Origin of the sequence: Mycolicibacterium smegmatis, from assembly GCF_001457595.1 — a bacterium.
Lineage (GTDB): Bacteria > Actinomycetota > Actinomycetes > Mycobacteriales > Mycobacteriaceae > Mycobacterium > Mycobacterium smegmatis.
The window spans coordinates 923,226-941,362 of sequence record NZ_LN831039.1 but is presented as its reverse complement, the minus strand read 5'-3'; the positions used below and the strand labels follow the sequence as shown (position 1 = coordinate 941,362).

The 18,137-nt window shown below is 67.1% G+C and carries 18 protein-coding genes; 6 read left to right on the top strand and 12 right to left on the bottom strand.

Annotation, left to right across the window (positions count from 1 at the left end):
* Positions 1-25 precede the first annotated feature (25 nt).
* Together AT701_RS04175 and AT701_RS04170 are read right to left on the bottom strand one after the other, a co-directional pair.
* Positions 26-1,378, bottom strand: a complete 1,353-nt coding sequence (locus AT701_RS04175) for an MFS transporter (protein ID WP_011727215.1) — start codon at positions 1,376-1,378, stop codon at positions 26-28.
* A 111-nt stretch (positions 1,379-1,489) separates the two neighbouring features.
* Positions 1,490-2,413: a LysR family transcriptional regulator gene (locus AT701_RS04170; protein ID WP_011727214.1), complete on the bottom strand. Its 924-nt coding sequence runs from the start codon at positions 2,411-2,413 to the stop codon at positions 1,490-1,492.
* 71 nt (positions 2,414-2,484) lie between these two features.
* Between AT701_RS04170 and AT701_RS04165 the strand changes: the two genes are divergently transcribed.
* Together AT701_RS04165 and AT701_RS04160 are read left to right on the top strand one after the other, a co-directional pair.
* Positions 2,485-3,969 carry a flavin-containing monooxygenase gene (locus AT701_RS04165; RefSeq protein ID WP_058125243.1) on the top strand — a complete coding sequence of 495 codons (1,485 nt, stop codon included), beginning with the start codon at positions 2,485-2,487 and terminating at the stop codon, positions 3,967-3,969.
* A 16-nt stretch (positions 3,970-3,985) separates the two neighbouring features.
* On the top strand, positions 3,986-4,258 hold the full coding sequence (locus AT701_RS04160) for a DoxX-related protein (RefSeq protein WP_011727212.1): 273 nt from the start codon (positions 3,986-3,988) through the stop codon (positions 4,256-4,258).
* Here AT701_RS04160 and AT701_RS04155 read toward each other — a convergent pair.
* Positions 4,225-5,490, bottom strand: a complete 1,266-nt coding sequence (locus tag AT701_RS04155) for a TetR/AcrR family transcriptional regulator (RefSeq protein ID WP_058125242.1) — start codon at positions 5,488-5,490, stop codon at positions 4,225-4,227. The two genes, AT701_RS04160 and AT701_RS04155, sit on opposite strands and share 34 nt — an antisense overlap.
* A 212-nt stretch (positions 5,491-5,702) precedes the next feature.
* On the opposite strand from AT701_RS04155, the gene AT701_RS04150 reads away from it, so the two are divergent.
* The 3 genes from AT701_RS04150 to AT701_RS04140 are packed head-to-tail and all read left to right on the top strand — an operon-like array spanning position 5,703 to position 8,606.
* Positions 5,703-6,029, top strand: coding sequence for a hypothetical protein (locus AT701_RS04150; protein ID WP_058125241.1), 327 nt, complete (start codon positions 5,703-5,705; stop codon positions 6,027-6,029).
* A gap of 15 nt (positions 6,030-6,044) precedes the next feature.
* Complete coding sequence (locus AT701_RS04145; RefSeq protein ID WP_058125240.1) at positions 6,045-7,265, top strand: APC family permease; 1,221 nt, start codon at positions 6,045-6,047, stop codon at positions 7,263-7,265.
* A 45-nt stretch (positions 7,266-7,310) separates the two neighbouring features.
* On the top strand, positions 7,311-8,606 hold the full coding sequence (locus tag AT701_RS04140) for a uracil-xanthine permease family protein (RefSeq protein ID WP_011727208.1): 1,296 nt from the start codon (positions 7,311-7,313) through the stop codon (positions 8,604-8,606).
* Here AT701_RS04140 and AT701_RS04135 read toward each other — a convergent pair.
* The 6 genes from AT701_RS04135 to AT701_RS04110 form a co-directional block, all read right to left on the bottom strand.
* Positions 8,587-9,615, bottom strand: a complete 1,029-nt coding sequence (locus AT701_RS04135) for an NAD(P)/FAD-dependent oxidoreductase (protein ID WP_058125239.1) — start codon at positions 9,613-9,615, stop codon at positions 8,587-8,589. The two genes, AT701_RS04140 and AT701_RS04135, sit on opposite strands and share 20 nt — an antisense overlap.
* Positions 9,612-10,115, bottom strand: coding sequence for an isoprenylcysteine carboxyl methyltransferase family protein (locus tag AT701_RS04130; RefSeq protein ID WP_011727206.1), 504 nt, complete (start codon positions 10,113-10,115; stop codon positions 9,612-9,614). Before AT701_RS04130 ends, AT701_RS04135 begins: the two co-directional genes overlap by 4 nt.
* Positions 10,115-11,203, bottom strand: coding sequence for a type III polyketide synthase (locus tag AT701_RS04125; RefSeq protein ID WP_011727205.1), 1,089 nt, complete (start codon positions 11,201-11,203; stop codon positions 10,115-10,117). The genes AT701_RS04130 and AT701_RS04125 overlap by 1 nt, the downstream gene beginning before the upstream one ends.
* Before the next feature lie 71 nt (positions 11,204-11,274).
* Positions 11,275-12,726: a M28 family peptidase gene (locus tag AT701_RS04120; protein WP_058125238.1), complete on the bottom strand. Its 1,452-nt coding sequence runs from the start codon at positions 12,724-12,726 to the stop codon at positions 11,275-11,277.
* A complete protein-coding gene (locus tag AT701_RS04115) occupies positions 12,723-14,225 on the bottom strand; it encodes a M28 family metallopeptidase (RefSeq protein WP_014876880.1) in 1,503 nt (500 codons plus the stop codon). The genes AT701_RS04120 and AT701_RS04115 overlap by 4 nt, the downstream gene beginning before the upstream one ends.
* 100 nt (positions 14,226-14,325) lie before the next feature.
* Positions 14,326-15,165, bottom strand: a complete 840-nt coding sequence (locus AT701_RS04110; RefSeq protein WP_223495332.1) for an EspK C-terminal domain-containing protein — start codon at positions 15,163-15,165, stop codon at positions 14,326-14,328.
* An 88-nt stretch (positions 15,166-15,253) separates the two neighbouring features.
* On the opposite strand from AT701_RS04110, the gene AT701_RS04105 reads away from it, so the two are divergent.
* Entirely contained in the window at positions 15,254-15,691 is a 438-nt protein-coding gene (locus tag AT701_RS04105) for a hypothetical protein (RefSeq protein WP_081319370.1), read from the top strand.
* A gap of 133 nt (positions 15,692-15,824) precedes the next feature.
* On the opposite strand, the gene AT701_RS36175 is transcribed toward AT701_RS04105, so the two are convergent.
* The 3 genes from AT701_RS36175 to AT701_RS04095 form a co-directional block, all read right to left on the bottom strand.
* A complete protein-coding gene (locus AT701_RS36175) occupies positions 15,825-16,175 on the bottom strand; it encodes an ESX-1 system-associated protein (RefSeq protein WP_488609629.1) in 351 nt (116 codons plus the stop codon).
* A gap of 164 nt (positions 16,176-16,339) precedes the next feature.
* On the bottom strand, positions 16,340-16,768 hold the full coding sequence (locus AT701_RS36170) for an ESX-1 system-associated protein (protein WP_488609635.1): 429 nt from the start codon (positions 16,766-16,768) through the stop codon (positions 16,340-16,342).
* A 681-nt stretch (positions 16,769-17,449) separates the two neighbouring features.
* Positions 17,450-18,118 carry a hypothetical protein gene (locus AT701_RS04095; RefSeq protein WP_003892224.1) on the bottom strand — a complete coding sequence of 223 codons (669 nt, stop codon included), beginning with the start codon at positions 18,116-18,118 and terminating at the stop codon, positions 17,450-17,452.
* Positions 18,119-18,137 lie beyond the last annotated feature (19 nt).

Sequence of the window (18,137 nt, the reverse complement as noted above, 5' to 3'; positions counted from 1 at the left end):
TCCTTAGAGAGATTCGAAGTCGGGCTCAGCCGATGCGGCGGCGTGTTTCCGGCACCCGCGCGAAAAGCAGCAGGAGCAGGACCACCGCGGCGGCCGTGGCCATGTAATAGCCGGGGGCGGCGTCCAGTTCGGTCGAGGACACCAGCATGGTGCCGATGAACGGTGCCGTACCGCCGAACACCGCGTAGGCGACGTTGTAGCTGATCGCCGCCGAGGTGAATCGTGTTGCCGTGGTGAAGACCTCGACGAAGAACGTGTAGCAGCCACCGCCGTAGATGCACAGCGGCACCACGAACAACAACTGCCCGACCATGGCCAGCGACAGCGACCCGCTGGTGACCAGCATGAAGCACGGGATCGAAAGCACCGCCAGCGCTGCCGATCCGGCGATCAGCATGGGTTTGCGTCCGACCCTGTCGCCGATGATGCCGCCGACGGGGAGCAGCAGCGCGTAGATCGCCATCGCGATCGCGTTGATCAACAACGACTGTTCACGGCTGAGGTTGCCGGTGGTCTGGACGTAGGACACGAAGTATCCCGACAGGAAGTAGAAGCCCATGGCGGTCAGGCCCATCACGAAGATGACCTGCGCCATGCGCACCTTGTTCTGGCGGAACGTCTCGCGGATCGGGCTGAACTCCTTGTGCTCGTGTTTGGCCAGCACCTGCTTGAACGCCTCGGACTCTTCGGTTTTCGCGCGGATCCACACACCGAACACCGCCAGTGGCAGCGCGAGCAGGAATGGGATGCGCCATCCGTAGGACTCGAACGCCGCGGCAGGCATGGTCGAGGACAGGATCAGGATCAGCGTGCCGCCCACCACCGACGGCAGCGCGGTCGCGGAGATGGTGATGTTCAGCCAGAACCCGCGCCGCTCCAGCGGGGCGTGTTCGAAGACGAAGGCCGGGGCGCCCACCGACTCACCGCCCGCGGAGAAGCCCTGAACCAGCCGGCACGTCACGAGCAGGATCGGCGCGGCGATCCCGATGCTGGCGTGGGTCGGCAGCATGCCGATCAGCGCGGTGGCGGTGCCGATCAGCAGCAGGGTGAGGAACAGGACCTTACGGCGGCCGATGCGGTCGCCCAGCGCCCCGAAGAACAGCCCACCGAGGGGCCGCACGAAGAACGCCACACCGAACGTGGCGAAGGTGGCCAGCAGGCCGGCCAGGGAGCTGCCGCCCGGAAAGAACAGTTTGGCCAGCGTCACCGCGGACAGGCCGTAGAGGGTGAAGTCGTAGAACTCGATGAACTGCCCGATGCCGCCACCGGCCAGCACCCGTTTCTGCATGCCGGTGCTGGGCTGCTTGTCGGATGTCTGCGACTCGGGGTGGACGGTGTCGCGCAGTTCGGCGGCTTCCTGCTGATCTGTCTTCGTCATGGGGACTCTCAGGTGTCGGAGATCGCTGATTGGTTCAGCTTTGTGACAGCGCTCTCACAAGTCCAACGAAAACAATTGGACAAGCCGATCGACTGAACCGATCAGCGCAGCTCAGCGGTGCTGCGGAGCGGTGGCGTGAAGATCCACACACACCTGCTCGACCGCGAGGGCCTTGCGCGTGAGCCGCGCGTCGCGCAACCGGACCAGCACCACCTCGATGGGCGGGACGTCGTCGGCCAGCTCGAGCGCGACGATGCGTCGTCCCGCGTAGGTCAGGTCGTGAACCAGCCGCCGGTTGAGCACCGAGTAGCCCTGCCCCAGGCCGACGTAGGAGCGCACGGTCTCGTAGCCCGACACGAAATGGCGGATCCGGGGCCGCACGCCGAGGCGCTTGAAGATGTCGAGGTAGTACTCGCGGCTGTGTTTCAGGTCGAGCAGCACGAACGGTTCGTCCTCGAAATCGCGCAGGTGCACCGGCTGCTCGGGGTGGGCGGCGCGCGGGTGATCGGCCGAGACCAGCACGTGCGGCGGGATCCGTTCGAGCGATCGGTAGTCGAACTCGGTGCCGACGCCCAGGTCGTACATCACCGCGATCTCGCAGATCCCGTCACGCACGGCGCGCATCAGGGTCTCCTGGTCACCTTCCAGGAAGGTGAGTTTGATGCCGGGGTGGCGTTTCTCGACGGCGGTGAGGATGTTCGGCGCGTGGAACGGCGCGATCGGCGAGAAGATGCCGACGACGAGGTCGCCGACGAGTTCTTCGCGTTCGGCGCGCACGGATTGGTACAGCTGATCGGCGTCCTCCAGGACGGTCTTGGCGCCGATCAAGAGCCTTCGGCCCTCGGCGGTGAGCCGCAGACCGCGGCTGGACAGCCGCTGGAACAGTTCGGCGCCCACCTCACGCTCGAGCTGGTGGATCGCCGCCGACAGCGTGGACTGGGTGACGTTGAGGTCGAGCGCGGCCGCCCGCATGTTCTCGTGCCGCGCGACGGCCGTGAAGTACCGCAACTGCACGAGGGTGAACGACTTCGCCATGCCCGCATCATTACCCCGTTTCGCCCGGAGGTCTCGACAAAGTACCCAGTACCTGCGGTACTGTCTGGCGCATGCGACCGGTGGTGCACGACGCGGTGATCGTCGGGGCAGGATTTGCCGGGCTCGGTGCGGCGATCCAGCTCAAGAAGATGTCGTTCGACGACTTCGTGATCCTGGAGCGCGAGGACGACCTGGGCGGCACCTGGTACGTCAACCACTACCCCGGGCTGGCCGTCGACGTGCCCACCACCACGTACTCGTATTTCTTCGAACCCAATCCGTCCTGGTCACGGCTGTTCTCGACCGGCAGGGAGATCAAGCGATACGCCGATGATGTCGCCGACAAGTACGACGTGCGCCGCCACATCCGCTTCGGCACCACCGTCACCGGGGCCCGCTGGGACGAGGACGACAACGTGTGGCAGGTGTCCCTGACCGACGGTGAGCAACTGCAGGCGCGTTTCCTGATCACCGCCACCGGGTTCCTGTCCCAGCCGCACACACCCGACATTCCGGGCATCACCGAATTCGACGGCAAGATCATCCACACCACCGACTGGGACGACGGGTACTCGCTGTACGGCCGCCGCGCCGCCGTCGTCGGCACTGGCGCCACCGCGGTGCAGCTCATCCCTGAACTGGCCGAGCGGGTCGCCGAGCTGACGGTCTACCAGCGCACGCCGATCTGGGTGGTGCCCAAGGTCGACGTGCGGTTCCCGCCGGCGGTCAGGGCGCTGTTCGCGCGCGTCCCGCTGACCCAGCGCGTGGTGCGCGCGATCACCGACGCCATCTACGCGTTCATGGTCGACACCGCGGTGCTCAAGCACCGGTACTTCCGTCGGCTCAACATCGCCGCGGCGGATCTGGGCCGGCTGCACCTGGCGGCATCGATCCGTGACCCGGACCTGCGCAGCAAACTCACGCCGGACTACGACTTCGGTTGCAAGCGGCCCACATTCTCCAACAGCTACTACCGGACGTTCACCAAACCGCACGTGCATCTGCAGGCCGACGGAATCGACCACGTCGAGCCCGACGGGATCGTCAACGCCGACGGCAGCAAGACCGTGATCGACACCCTGGTGCTCGCGACCGGTTTCGACCTGTGGGAGGCCAATTTCCCCGCGATCGAGGTGATCGGCAGGCAGGGACGCGACCTCGGCAAATGGTGGCGCGAGACCAGATTCCAGGCATATCAGGGAGTCTCGATGCCGTACTTCCCCAACTACCTCAGCCTGGCCGGACCGTATGCGTTCCTGGGCCTGAACTTCTTCAACACCATGGAATACCAGATGCGGCTCATGGAGCGCTTGCTCGGCGAGGTGGCGCGCCGTGACGCGCGGACCTTCGAGGTCACCGAGGAGGCCAACCGGCGGTACCTCGACCGGATGACCGACGCGCTCGGCGATTCGCTGTTCACCCTCGGCAACTGTGCATCGGCACGGTCGTACTATTTCAATCCGAGCGGCGAGGCAACGCTGCTCAGGCCGATGACGACCCGCAGGGCCGTCACGGAAGCCTCACGATTCCCGTTGAGCGACTACACCTTTGCCTGATCAGAGAGGATCATCCGTGGCACGAGAGAAGAAGAACTCCACGCTGGCCAAACTCGCCGGTCTCGGCCTGGCGGGCGTCGGCGTCGCCCACTTCGCCAAGCCGCAACTGTTCGAGTCGATCACCAAGCCGGCCTTCCCGCGCGACACCCGCAAGCACATCTACACCAACGGCGGCATCGAGACCGCGCTGGGCCTGGCGCTGAGCGCATCCAAGACGCGGCGCATCGGGGCCGTCGGCGCCGTCGGCTATCTCACCTACCTCGCGGGCAACGCCGTCCGTAACCGGTAGCGGCCCAACAACACCAGATCGACCATGGTCGACACCACGGCCCGGGCCTGCTCAGAGTTCCGGTACCCCATGAGCCGGCCCAGGTCGATCACCAAGGCCATCGCGGCATGAACGGCGAAGCGCGCCTGCCCGGCCGACCAGTGCGGCCGGACCGGCATCACGACGTTGACCCACGATTCGACGGCCGAGCGCTGCAGATCACGCAGGATCTTCTGGTCCGCCGGGGTCATGTTGAGCCGCTCGGTGTAGTAGACGTGCTCCAACTCGGGACGGTCGAAGGACCGCGTCACATAGTCGTCGATCAGCGCCGCGAGGACATCCTCGGGTTCGCCTCCGGCGGCGAGGATCTCGGCCATGTCGGCCGACAGGCGGTCGGCCGCACGGCGGAAGCCCGCAGCCAGGATGTCGGCCTTGCCCGAGAAGTAGCGGTAGATGCCCGAGGCCGGCATGCCGACGGCTGCCGCGATGTCCTCCATCGTGGTGTCGCGGTAGCCGTTCTTGTTGAACAACCGCATCGACTCGTTCAGCAGCGCTTCGTATTTGGCCGCACTCACCACCGGCGTCGTCGCAGGTGCCGCCACGGCGCCGAGTTCAGGAAGTTCCGGCAGGTCGGCGGCCAGCACACTCTCGACGATCTCACCGAGCACCTCGCGGATCTGGCCGGCAGGCAGTTTGCCGCGGTGGTCCACGACGCTGCCGATCACACTGAGCGTCGCGGTGGACAGCATCCACCGCTCGCGCGAGATCAGTTCCGGACGCAGCTGCTGCAGCGGCCGCTGGATGCGGTGGTGCACGGTGCGCATCTGTGCGTTGAGGGCCGCCTGGTCGTCTTCGTTGAGGTAACGAGCCTCCCAGCGGTACAGGCCGCCGGATTCCCGGTTGGCCAGCGACGTGTCGGTCAGCGCAGCGGCCAGAAGGCGCAACTGCTCGCGGGCATCCTCGGAGTTCTCGGGTGCGTCAGCGGTGTCGGCGAATGCGGTGCAGTCGACGAGTTGCTGCCCGAGATTGAGCACGGCGTCGCGGAACAGCTCGTATTTACTGGAGTAGTGCCGGTACAGCGCGGCCGCGGAGATCCCGACCCGCGACGCGATGGCCTCCATGCTCACGCCGTGATAGCCGAGCGCGCTGAACGCCTCCGCAGAAGCCCGTGCGATCTGCGCTTTTCGGTCCTTGGGCCGGCGCCGCACAGCTACAGAACCGCTCGTGGTCGGACCGAGCGGGGTGCGCGCCATGTGGTCACGATAAACGGGCCCACCGATCCGGTCAAAGGCCCTGACCCATGGGGAACGGTCATTAACATAGGTGAGCGTCATCTGGTCGAGCACAAACATCGACCATCCGCGCAACATGGAGAGTCTCGACGCCGTGGTGTCGTTCCTCAGGGCCATCGCGCCCTGACCGGTGCTGCTGTTCTCCGATGCGTGCATGACTTGAAGGGGGAACCATGAGCTATCGCGCGGTCTACCTGGGCATCGCCGGGGCGATCGTCCTGGCCATCGGCCTGTATCTGATGAGCATGACGGTCTACCTCGACGACTTCGACCGATACGGCATGCAGATCCCCTGCGGCACAGCATTTTCCGAACATCTGGTGCAGGCCGAGGCGGCAGGCGCGGAATACGTCGACAAATGCGGCTCGGCGCTGATGACGCGTCGGCTGTGGACCATCCCGGTGGTGGCGGCCGGCGCGCTGGCCCTCATCGCGGTGCTGTTCCGGGCGGCCACCAGCTCGGCGCACGAATCGCTCATCCCCAAACGCGACTCGCACTGATCTACGATCGCGGGCGTGTCCACGCCCGGGGATCTGCAGCGCAGGCTCGGAACCTTCGACGCCGTGACCATCGGGCTGGGCTCGATGATCGGCGCGGGCATCTTCGCCGCGATCGGCCCGGCCGCCGCGGCGGCCGGATCGGGTCTGCTGATCGGTCTGGCGCTCGCCGCCGTAGTCGCGTATTGCAACGCCACGTCCTCGGCGCGGCTGGCGGCCATCTATCCGCAGTCCGGCGGCACGTACGTCTACGGGCGCGAACGGCTCGGCGACTTCTGGGGTTACCTCGCGGGCTGGAGTTTCGTCGTCGGCAAGACCGCCTCGTGCGCGGCGATGGCGCTGACCGTGGGCAGCTACGCGTGGCCCGAGCACGCGAATGCGGTCGCGGTGGGCGCCGTGGTGGCGCTGACCGCCGTCAACTACGTCGGGGTGCAGAAGTCGGCCATGCTGACACGGGTGATCGTCGCCGTGGTGCTCGCGATCCTGGCCACCGTGGTGGTGCTGCTGCTCGGTTCCGGTGACGCCGATGCCGCCCGGTTGTCGCTGGGCGACGACGTCTCCGCGGTCGGGGTGTTGCAGGCGGCGGGTCTGCTGTTCTTCGCGTTCGCCGGTTACGCGCGCATCGCGACCCTCGGTGAGGAGGTCCGCGATCCCGCGCGGATCATCCCGCGCGCCATCCGGATCGCGCTGGGTCTCACGCTCGTCGTGTACGCCGTGGTGGCGGGCGCGGTGCTCGCGGTGCTGGGTGGCGCCGAACTGGCCGGTGCGACGGCGCCGCTGGCCGACGCCGTGGCGGCCGTGGGTGCCGGGCAGTGGCAGCCCCTGGTGCGTGCCGGCGCCGCGATCGCCGCGTTGGGTTCGCTGCTCGCGCTGATCCTGGGGGTGTCCCGCACGACGCTCGCGATGGCCCGCGACCATCATCTGCCGTCGGCGCTCGGCGCCGTCCACTCGCGGTTCGGCGTGCCGCACCGCGCCGAGATGACGGTCGGCGTGGTGGTGGCCGTGCTGGCCGCGGTCGCGGATCTGCGTGGCGCGATCGGCTTCTCGTCGTTCGCGGTGCTGCTGTACTACGCGATCGCCAATGCGTCGGCGGCCACGCTGGGCCGGCGTCTCATCCCCGCCGTCGGCCTCGTCGGGTGCCTGGTGCTGGCGTTCACGTTGCCGCTGTCGTCGGTGCTGGCCGGGTTGGCCGTGGTGGCGGCCGGCGCGGTGGTCTACGGGGTCCGCCGCATCTCGTAGCGTCACGCGTGCGCAAACGCCGCCGATGGTGTGTAGTTCTCAATCGTGACCTTGCTGAATTGGAAGTACGTCGAGTCCCGCGCCGATGACGACTTCGTCGTCGCGCCGGGCGAGCGACTCGACTGGGGACGCACCATCGGCATCGGTGCGCAGCACGTGGTGGCGATGTTCGGTGCGACGTTCCTGGTCCCGGTCCTCACGGGCTTCCCGCCGTCGACCACCCTGCTGTTCTCCGGTATCGGCACGGTCCTGTTCCTGCTGATCACCGGCAACCGGTTGCCGAGCTATCTGGGGTCGAGCTTCGCGGTGATCGCGCCGGTCACCGCGGCCGTGGCCGCCGACGGCGCGGGCAGTGCGCTCGGCGGACTGATCGCGGTGGGCGTGCTGCTGATCATCGTCGGCGCGGTGGTGCACCTGGTGGGCACGCACTGGATCGACGTGGTCCTGCCGCCGGTGGTCACCGGCGCGATCGTGGCGCTCATCGGGTTCAACCTGGCACCCGCGGCCAAGAACAACTTCGAACAGGGTCCGCTGGTCGGTCTGGTGACGCTGGTCCTGTTGGTCGGTGTGCTGGCGTTCTTCCGCGGCATCATCGGCCGGCTGGCGATCTTCGGCGCCGTGGTGATCGGGTATCTGCTGGCGCTGGTCCTCGGCGAGGTCGACACGTCGGCGATCGCGGCGGCCCCGTGGGTGGGCTTGCCGCAGTTCCAGACCCCGACGTTCTCCCTCGGTCTGCTGCCGTTGTTCCTGCCCGCGGTGATCGCGCTGATCGCCGAGAACATCGGGCACGTCAAGTCCGTGGGACAGATGACCAAGACCGACATGGATCCGCTCATCGGTCGGGCGCTCGCGGCCGACGGTGTGGCGACCGTGCTCGCCGGCGCCGGAGGCGGCTCGGCCACCACCACCTACGCCGAGAACATCGGCGTCATGGCCGCCACGCGCGTCTACTCGACCGCCGCGTACTGGGTGGCGGCCGTCGTGGCGATCGTGTTGTCGTTGTGCCCCAAGGTCGGAGCGGTGATCTCGGCGATCCCGGCCGGTGTGCTGGGCGGCGCGACGATCGTGCTGTACGGGCTGGTGGGCATCCTCGGTGTGCGGATCTGGCTGACCAACCACGTCGACTTCTCCAAACCCGTCAACCAGATGACCGCGGCCATCCCGCTCATCATCGGTATCGCCGATTTCACCTGGCAGGCCGGAGAATTGACCTTCACGGGCATCGCGCTCGGATCCATCGCCGCGCTGGCGGTGTTCCACGGTATGCGCCTGCTGGAGACCCTCGGCGGTCTGGGCCGCCGCCCAGCGGCCGACCAGGCGCCTACTCCCCCAACGCATTGACCGCACGCGCGAACACGCCCGGCAGTGCCGCCGCCACGGGCGTGATGCAGGCGCGCACCGGCCGGATCCCGCTGCCGCGCAACAGCGCAGCCGTCAACCACCGGTAGCGTCGCGTCATGGCCAGCCACCGCCGGTCGTACTCCTCGGGCCGGTTGTGGCGCACGCAGTCGACCAGCAGTTCGGCGCCGCCGAACGCCAGGCCCATGCCCTCGCCGGTGAGCGCGTCGATGTAGCCCGCGGCGTCACCGACCAGCAGGACGCGGCCCGCGACGCGGCCGCGCACCTTCTGCAGCAGGGGCCCGGCCGCGCGGTCGCGTCCGTGCGGAAGGCCGTCGAGTCGGGCCGCCAGGCCGGGGAACTGCGCGAGGTGCTCGGCGAAACTCCCGCGGGTCGAGGTGAGCACCGCGACGCCGACGCAGTCGTCGGCCACAGGCGTCACGTACGCCTCGGCATTCACCCGGGCGTTGGGCGCCCAGTACACCTCGACGCAGTCCGACCACGGCGCGATCTGGATGTGCCGCCGGATTCCCCAGCGCCGCCGGGGTGACTCGTCGTGGGCCAGGCCCAGCGAACGCCGGATCGGCGAGTGCAGGCCGTCGGCGGCCGCGAGGTAGCGCGCCCGAAAACCCGCCGCGCACACCGTCGTTGCGGTCTGGATGATGGTGTCCACCTGGCCGGCCACCACCCGCACCCCGGCTGCGGCAGCGGCGTCGGCCAGCGCGGCGTGCAGCACCGTGCGGCGCACGCCGAGTCCGTTGCCGTCGCGGAACCGTGCCTCAGCGGTGTGCCTGCCGTCGAGGTAGCGGATGCCGCGGAACGCCCGGCCATCGGGGTGGACGTCGAGGCGGTCGAGTTGCCGCACGGCGTGGGGCATGAGGCCTTCGCCGCAGGCCTTGTCGATCGGGCCGGGTCGTGGTTCGACGACGACTGTTACCAGTCCGGCGCGCGCGGCGTATATCGCGGTGGCCAGCCCGGCCGGGCCGCCGCCAGCCACGAGCAGATCGATCATGTCAGGCTACGTAGCGCGTCGTTCTCGACGCGGATGCGGGTCCGCAGCAGCAGCGCGTTGGCGATCGTGAATCCCAGCGCCGTGCGCCATGCGCCGCCGACCAGCGGCAGCGCAACGCCTTCGGCCACCACCGCGACGTAGTTGGGGTGCGGCAGGAATCGGTACGGCCCGGCGAGCACCCGCGTCGCGCCGGGCACCACGATGACGCGGGTGTTCCACTGTGGCCCCAGCGTTTTGATGCACCACCAGCGCAGGCCCTGCGCTGCGAGCACCACCGCGAACATGGGCCGGCCGAGCGCCGGGCGGACCCGGCGCCGACGGGCCTCCAGGGCGGCACCGGCCAGCAGGCCGGTGTGCAAAGCCACCATCACCGGGTAATGGCCGGCGCCGAACTCCTTGCCGCCGTGGGTCTTACTCCACTCGAGGTTGCGTTTGGACACCACGAGCTCGGCGAGCCGTTCGGCGGCCACGGCGGCGACCAGGGCTGTGAATGCCTTCATCAACGCCACCGCAGCAGGACGAGTTCGGAGCAGAAGCCGGGTCCCATGGCCATCAGCACACCCGGCGTTCCTGCGGGTGGGCGTTTGCGGATCGTGTCGCGCAGCACGTGCAGCACCGACGACGACGAGAGGTTGCCCACCTCGGCGAGCGACTGCCACGTGAGATCCAGTGCGTCCGAAGGCAGGTCCAGTGTCTCGATGATCGCCTCGATCACCTTCGGCCCGCCCGGGTGGCTCACCCACGCGCTGACGTCGTCGGTGGCCACTCCGTGCTCACCGAGGAACTCGGTGACGTCGTCACCCAGGTAACGGCCCACGAAACCGGGCACCTCGGCGCTCAGGACGATCTCGAATCCCTTGGTGCCGATGTCCCATCCCATCGCGTGCAGCGAGTCCGGGTACAGGTGGCTGCGGGAGTCCAGGACGTCGGGACCGATGGGGTCGAGTTGTTCGGCGCGCCCGGCGCCGACGGCGACGACGGCCGAGGCGCCGTCGCCGAACAGGGCCCCGGCCACCAGGGTCGGCATCGACGGTGTGTGCTTGTGCGTCAGCGAACACAGTTCGACCGACACCAGGACGGCGACCTTGTCCGGGGCGCCGCGCAGGTAGTCGTTGAGCCGTGCAACCCCGGCCGCGCCGGCGACGCACCCGAGCCCGAAGATCGGGACGCGCCGCACATCGGGCCGTAGCCCGACGCGCCCGGCGATGCGGGCGTCGAGCGACGGGACCACCGCGCCGGTGACGGTGGTGGTGATGATCAGGTCGACGTCCTCGGGGCGCAGGCCCGCCTCGTCGAGCGCACCCGTCAGGGCGGCGCAGCCCAATTCGGTGGCGTGTTCGATGAACAAACCGTTCGTTTCACCGAAATCGTCGAGTGCGGCGTATTCCTCGAGCGGAAGCGTCAGATATCGGCTGTTCACTTTTGCACTTTTGTGCAGCGACCGGACGATGCCTTCGAAATCGGCATATCCGGGCAGGTCGAGTAGGGCCTCGGTGACCTCGGCCTGCGTGTAACGGTGGGGCGGGAGTACACCGTGAACGCCTGCAATGGTGCAAGTGCCCGACGGCGTGAAGGCGGTGTTTTCCATACCCCTAACACGGGTTATGCCGCACCCTGGTTCAATTCCGAACTGCCAAGTAGCTGTCAAGAAATGGTGTGTCAGCTGCGCTTTCTCTGGTCACGTCCTGGGACGCCGTTGGGCCCGTCGGTGGACAGCGCGTAGGTGCCCACCGCGAAGGCGACGGCGGGCCCCATGACCGACAACGCGTGCGCGTCGACGTTGTCGATGTTGTCGCGGCGGGTGTGGTAGTTCGGGTCGAACGCGACCCCGGACTTGCCGCCCCACAACCGCGCCTGCACCTCGGTCTTACGTTGCGACGACCCGGTGGTGGCGCCGCCGATCGGCACGCCGGCGTTCATGAACGCGCTGTAGTCGGTGTTGGCGCTCAACGGCATGTCCGCCGGACGCACACCCTGCAGGTTCAGGAATCCGGCGAGGGTGCGCTCGACGCCCGCCGAACCCTCCGGCACCGGCTTGGGGTCGCCGGCCTGCGCCGACTGGTCGCCGTCGTAGGTGAAGTAGCCGGTGTTCGTCGAGCCCAGCATGTCGAAGTTCAGGTAGAGCGCCAGCTCGTCGAGTTGCTCGGGCGAGAGCTTACGGATGTACTGCGACGACCCTTCCAGCCCGGTCTCCTCGGCTCCCCAGAACGCGAACCGCACCGCGTTGTTGATCGCCGGTGAGCCGCCGAGTTGCAGCGCGGTTTCCAGTATCGCGGACACGCCGGAACCGTTGTCGTTGATGCCGGGGCCACCGGCGATGCTGTCCAGGTGCGCCCCGACCACCACCACATTGTCGGTCGATCCGGTTTTCGTCTGCGCCAACAAGTTCCGTGACGTGACCATCTGCGCCTTGTTGTCCAGCACCAGCCGCACGGACCTCGTAGTGCGTCGCAGCGCGGCGTCGGCGGTCTTGTCGATCACCCCGACCGGGACTTTCAGTTGGCCGTAGTAGCCGGAGGTGAACAAACCGGCCGGGCTGGGGCGGCTGGTACTGACCACCAGCAACCCGACCGCGCCTTCGGCGAGGGCGACGTTCTGCTTGACGACGATCGAGCACCCGGTGTCATCCACCACCGAGATGGCGCCTTTGACCGTGACACCCTTGTAGTCCGACGCCGCGCAGCCCGCCGGTTTCCCGGGCCGCAGCGTCGGCGCGTTGAGGCCACCGTCGGGGGTCGGTACCAGTAGCGAGGCCTGCTCCGCCGAGAAGCGCTGACTCGACACGGTCAGCGACGGGTTTCCGCCGCCCACGGTGCCCAGTCGCTCGAACTCGGGCGTCTCGACCTCGAAGCCTTTGTCGCGCAACAAACCTGCGACATAGTCGAGACTGGCGTCGTAACCCGGTGTGCCCTGCGCGCGGTTGCCGCCGTTCGCGTCGGCGATCTCCTGGAGCTTGCGCAGGTGCCCGAACATGGCGTCGACCGTGACCGCCTGCGCGAGGTCGTGCGGCAACTCGTTCGACGGCGCGGCCGGTTCCTGCGAACAGGCCACGGCCGTCACCGCGACAGCGGCTGCGGTGGCCAGGGCGGCGGCCAGCCGGCGCCGCGTCACTGTGGGCTGATCTGATGGCGGGTGCGGTCGTCGCGGACCGGTATCCCGTTGCGTCCCCGCTGATCTTGTGAGTACAGGCCGACGGTGAAGGCCACGCCTTCGCCGTGGATCTGCAGAGCGTCCCGGTCCACGTGTTCGAGGGTATCGGTGTTCTTGTGATAATTCGGGTCGAACGGTTCGTCGGCCGCGCCGCCCCACTCCTCGGCCTCCTCCGGGGACATCTTCTCCTCCGCGCCGGAGAACAGTCCGCCCGCAGGGATGCCGGCGAGGGTGAACGCGTCGTAGTCCGAACGGCCGTCAAAGCTGGTGTCCTGCGGCATCTTCCCGGCGTCGGCCAGGTAGGCGGCCAGGGTGCGCTCGATACCCGCGGAGCCCTCGGGCACGCGCGGCACCCGCGGCTCGGGCGGGGCCGACTGGTCACCGTCATAGGTGAAGTAGCCGGGGTTCGGCGAACCGAGCATGTCGAAGTTCAGATACAGCGCAATGTCTTTGAGCTGGTCTTCGTTCAGCGATTCGACGTAGTTGGTGGAGCCCAGCAGGCCCTCCTCCTCCGCGCCCCAGAAGCCGAACCGCACGGCGTAGTTCACGTCGGGGCTGCTGCCGAGTTGCAGCGCGGTCTCCAGCACCGCGGCCACGCCGGAGCCGTTGTCGTTGATGCCGGGGCCCTCGGCGACGCTGTCGAGGTGCGCGCCGACCATCACGACGTCCGACGACGATCCGGTGTCGGTCTGGGCGATCACGTTGCGCGTCTTCTCGACCCGCACACCCGCAACGAGGCTGATGGTCGTGGGGCCAGGGTTCGCGCGGAGCCGGGCGCCCTCGGCCTTGGTGACACTGACCACCGGGATCTTGACGTCGGTGCGCCGGCCCAGCGTGCCGCCCATCTCGTCGCCGTCGGTGTTGTTGGCGACGATCATCGCGACCGCGCCGCGCTCGGCGGCCACGGCCTGCTTGATCGAGAACGCGCACGCGCCGCGATCCACCAGCACCACCGCGCCGGCCACGTTGAGTCCGTCGTAGTCGCCGGCCTCACAGCCCGGGGTGTCCTCCACCTTCGCCGGCACCAGCGGGCCCGAGACGCCCTCGGTGCCTATCGTGAACTCCAGTGGCTTCGCGGTGACCGCCTGACCGCGGACCGTCACCTGCGGGTCCTCCGCGTAGGGCAACCGCACCTCGAACTCCGGGGTCTCCACGTCGAAACCCTTGTCGCGTAGCGCGCTGACGACATAGTCCACGCTGGCGTCGTAACCCGGGGTGCCCAGCGCGCGGTTGCCGTCGTTGTTGTCGGCGATCTCCTGCAGCTTCTCCAGGTGGCCCATCATCGCGTCGATCGTGACGCGTTCGCGCAGCTGATTCGCGAACTCCACAGCCGCGGCCGATACGCCCTCCGGCGTCGGCTGCGCCTGCGGCGCCTGCAGTTCGGTCTTCGCGTCACACCCGGCCAACGCCCCGGCCAGCACCACCGTGCCCAGCACGGCCCCCGTCAAACTACGTCGCATTGCACCCACGGTAGCGGGTGCTTTCGGCGGGCCCGGAGAGGTCGAATGCGTGGCGGGTAACTCTTCGGCGCCATTTTCTCGAGCGGTGCCGCTCACTCGACTAGGAGCCTTCGGGCATGGTTCCCAGCGCGTCGCGTGACAGCACACCCACGTGCTGCCAGTAGATGGCGTCCTCGGTGTCGATACGCAGGGCCTCCGCATCGGCCGCGGTGTAGGCACTGTGCAGCGCCATTTTCTGCATGTGATCGGCGAACTCGGCCATAGCCTTGAGCTGCAACGGAATTCGCCCAGAGTCGCTGCTCAGCAGAGGCCGGAAGACCTCCATCAGCAGGTTCATTCGCCGGTCCTCCGGTGGCTCCGGGTCTGCCGGCGGTGGGGGCAACAGGTCGGCCAGCGCAGTGTCCGGAACACTCGCCAACCGTATCGCGACGTCAGGGGCGAGCACCTCCAACCGCGAGCGGCCCTCCATCTTCCCGGCGGTGGGGATGTCGTCGGGCTGCAGCTTGATCTCGGCACAACCAGAGTCGAATCCCTCGAACTGGTCCTCCATGGCGATCACCGCCCGCAACGCCGTGTGGTGCGACTCGGCCCAACCTTGCAGCGCCGCGATCGGGAATGTCACCCACTTCGCCCGCTCCGCAATCGGAATCGACTCATCGGCGAAGGCGAACTTCACCGGCGCCGGCAGCTTCACCCACGGCGAGATGTAGCCCAAGCCATAGTTGTTGGCAACGACGATCGTTCCGTCGGTCGTCAAACCGGTCAGCCACATGAACTTCGGCTCACGCGGCCCGGCGTTCAACACCGCGGCGACGCGTCGCGCGATCTCCAACGGCTCTACGCCAGACCGGCGTGCCGCGGCGGCGGCTTCGCGTTCGGCTCGAGCCGCCGATACCGGGATCGGCGCGACCTGTGCGCCACCAGCCTGCGTCGGCGCCACCGGTGGGGGCGGTGGGGCCGCCGTGGGTGCAACCCGGGGTGGGCGCCGCTGGTGGCGGAGTCGGCGGGGCCCCAGCGGCATCGCGCCCATGCCACCACCCATTCCGCCGCCGCCCATGCCGGTCGGCGTGCCGCCGCCGCCTGTTGGCGCTGCGGGTGGCGGCGCCGCCGGCGCCTGGCTGCTGCTCGGCGTCACCGTCGCGGCGGCGGGCGTGCTCGGATTCGGCGTGGTGTCGAGCGGCTCCAACGACATCGGCGGCGAGTACGTGGATGCCGGCTGGATCGACGGATTCGACGAGTTCGCGAACGACTGCGCGAACTGTTGCAGCGGATCGACCGGCGCACGAGGGCCGGCAGCGCTGGCGGCGGCCGTGGCGTCTGCTGCTCGCTCGGCCCCGCTCGTTCCGGACGAGGCCAGTCCGCTGCTGCTGCTCAGTGGGCTTGCGCCAGCGGAGGGGGCTGAAGGCATGGCAGGAGCGGAGGGGGATCCACCGATGCCTGGCCCGCTCGGCGTGGCGGGTGCCTGAGCGGAACCTGGCAAACCGGAAATCGCCGGTTTCGCAGGAGCTCCCGGCTGTTGTGCATGAGGCACCTGATGGGTCCAGGTGCCACAGGAACGAAGTCCTTTACGGGTTCGACTGGCACCTTTGGTTCAACTACCTAAGGTTCTGGTGCAGAACTGGATTCAACTTCGCGAGTCCCATGAATCGCATTTTTTTGGCCAGAATCAGAAACCACTGGAGCCAAACCTGGCGCCGCGTTGTCCCTCGGTATTGCGGTTTGGATGTCGCTAACGGCCTCTGGAGACTTCGAGCCGTGAATTACTGTCTTTAGATTTTGGTCTAAGGTGGCAGGTTCCGCCAAGAAATCATTAATGTTACCGTTCGCACGTTTCCCAATGGTTTCAAAATTGTTAGCAGCTTCCACAAGCACCGGCCTTAGCGCTTCGTTTATGGAGCGCTGCTCTGGAGTCCAAGCACTTGCTGGAATTGCGGGGTCGATTCCTTGCAATCTGCTAAGTTTTTGTTAGAATCCTCAACCTCTGCTTTCCAGTCTGAACAGATCGAACTGGAACTGTCTAAAAATGGTTCTTGGTCAGCGGCCGCGTTAGCCCCGCCAGATCCTGACGTACCATCCAAGGGAGGCAGCATCGGCGCGATTGCCGCTGCAACTTGTTATTGGACGGCAGAACATATTGACGATAACGCGGAGGCAATTGTAGTGGACATGGTGGCTAACTCAGAATCAGCCGCAGTGTAAATAGGAGTTTTTTCCACGACGCCATTCGTGAAAGTATTGAATTGGCCGTATAATTCTCGCATAACCCGGTGGGGCGTCGCACTAACTAGCGCCCGCACACCTTCTGCCGCATTACTCATCGCCCGCCCAGCAGCCTCGTACGCTGCACGCAGATCCGGGTCCCACGCATCTGCAGGAACGGAGTCATCGCGCTCAGCCCAATCCACGGCCTTAGTCGCGGTGCTTAACTCGCGGGAAATACGCCCCCACGCCCCACACGTCGGATCCTCGGTGATGAGGTTCGCCGGGCCCGTGTCGTTGGCGCTTGCGAATTCTGAATCGCTGCGCCGAGGGCGTCGAACCATTACCGTCGCCAGAGTCTGATTTCAGAACCACCGCAGTGCCCGCGATGCTCAACGCGATCACCGCGACTAACGCCAAGCCGATCAGCACCCATTTACCGCGCCCCCCTGTTCGGCGGTGGCGGCGCAGCTCCCCACTGCTGCGGCGGCGGACCCCACTGCGGTTGACCAGGCTGACCCGGATACTGCCCATACGGCTGCTGACCCGGCTGCGGCGCACCATACGATCCCTGACCACCAGGCCCCCCACCCCGCGGCGGAACCCCACCACCATTCGGCGGCTGAGAACCAAACGAATCCGGCGGGGGAGGCAAACTCATCAACACACCTTCAGGTCGAGGAACTCAACGGTCACAACAGAATTGACGAATCAGTGGGAACTCTGGTCGGCGGACGCACCGGCGCGGTGTCGGGCGATGCAGTGGTGTTCTCGGAACCAGTGGTCGACGGCGCGACAGGGGCCTTGTCGGCGGTGGCACCGGTATACCCGGCACCGGATTCGGCCCGAGCACGCTGCTCTTTCGCCAATTGGTCATGCTCAACACAGAATCGGATTCGGTAGCGTTTCCACTGCTAACCCTTCAGTACGAACGAATAGCTCTGGCCGTAACCGGTGACGTACTTAGCTGGCCTTCCAAAGGCTGACATTTCTCTAGATGCTCGACGGAATCTAACTTGACTACGCTATCCGCTCGGCGTCGCGGATGCTGCTGTCGTCGGGTCGGGCATCTTCTGGATGAACGGTTCGGGTTTGAACGGATCGCAAAGCTCAGCAACTTGTTGGGCAGGCAGGTTGTACGAAGCGGTCTCGCCAACCCAAAGCCACCGAGGGCCAGCAGGAGTGGTGCCATCAGCTGCGGGCCGACCGGTCCACTGCACCAGAGGACGTTGGACACTCATCGGAATGTCGGAGCTGACAATCCGTCCGTCCTTCAACTTCGTGTAGAGACCCGGGGTGTCGTACTGACAAATCGTCACTTCGACCGTGTCATCGGGTAGACCCCGAGCACCCACCGCACGGTGAAGCGCGCCCCCCGTCTCTCCGATAGCAGTATCGGGGCCTGGCGGAAGGTCCGCGATGTCGGCCTCCGGCGCGATCTGGCTTCGGAACCGTCGGTCAGCTTCGTCGTCGTTGGGATCGTTCTTCCGGCGGTCGTCGACCGACATGTCCAGCGCGAACTGGGCAGCGTCTCTGAGACGAGGCGGAAGCGGGACCGCAATGTCGGTCCGAATTTCAAACGGCGGATAGGGGAAATCGACCGCAGCCGACGTCGTCGGTGTCGAGAATTCAGTGTCGGTACCGCATCCGCCGAAGAAGGCAACCGCGACCGCAGCCAGTATGACGACGCTCATACGGGTCAACGCGCCTGAC

What these genes read in the sequence shown, in the direction of transcription:
- AT701_RS04115 (WP_014876880.1), bottom strand. Translation starts at nt 14,225, where the DNA reads ATGCGACGTAGTTTGACGGGGGCCGTGCTGGGCACGGTGGTGCTGGCC.
- AT701_RS36170 (WP_488609635.1), bottom strand. Translation starts at nt 16,768, where the DNA reads ATGGTTCGACGCCCTCGGCGCAGCGATTCAGAATTCGCAAGCGCCAAC.
- AT701_RS04175 (WP_011727215.1), bottom strand. Translation starts at nt 1,378, where the DNA reads ATGACGAAGACAGATCAGCAGGAAGCCGCCGAACTGCGCGACACCGTC.
- AT701_RS04150 (WP_058125241.1), top strand. Translation starts at nt 5,703, where the DNA reads ATGAGCTATCGCGCGGTCTACCTGGGCATCGCCGGGGCGATCGTCCTG.
- AT701_RS04135 (WP_058125239.1), bottom strand. Translation starts at nt 9,615, where the DNA reads ATGATCGATCTGCTCGTGGCTGGCGGCGGCCCGGCCGGGCTGGCCACC.
- AT701_RS04125 (WP_011727205.1), bottom strand. Translation starts at nt 11,203, where the DNA reads ATGGAAAACACCGCCTTCACGCCGTCGGGCACTTGCACCATTGCAGGC.
- AT701_RS04095 (WP_003892224.1), bottom strand. Translation starts at nt 18,118, where the DNA reads ATGAGCGTCGTCATACTGGCTGCGGTCGCGGTTGCCTTCTTCGGCGGA.
- AT701_RS04105 (WP_081319370.1), top strand. Translation starts at nt 15,254, where the DNA reads ATGCCACCACCCATTCCGCCGCCGCCCATGCCGGTCGGCGTGCCGCCG.
- AT701_RS04130 (WP_011727206.1), bottom strand. Translation starts at nt 10,115, where the DNA reads ATGAAGGCATTCACAGCCCTGGTCGCCGCCGTGGCCGCCGAACGGCTC.
- AT701_RS04165 (WP_058125243.1), top strand. Translation starts at nt 2,485, where the DNA reads ATGCGACCGGTGGTGCACGACGCGGTGATCGTCGGGGCAGGATTTGCC.
- AT701_RS04170 (WP_011727214.1), bottom strand. Translation starts at nt 2,413, where the DNA reads ATGGCGAAGTCGTTCACCCTCGTGCAGTTGCGGTACTTCACGGCCGTC.
- AT701_RS04155 (WP_058125242.1), bottom strand. Translation starts at nt 5,490, where the DNA reads ATGGCGCGCACCCCGCTCGGTCCGACCACGAGCGGTTCTGTAGCTGTG.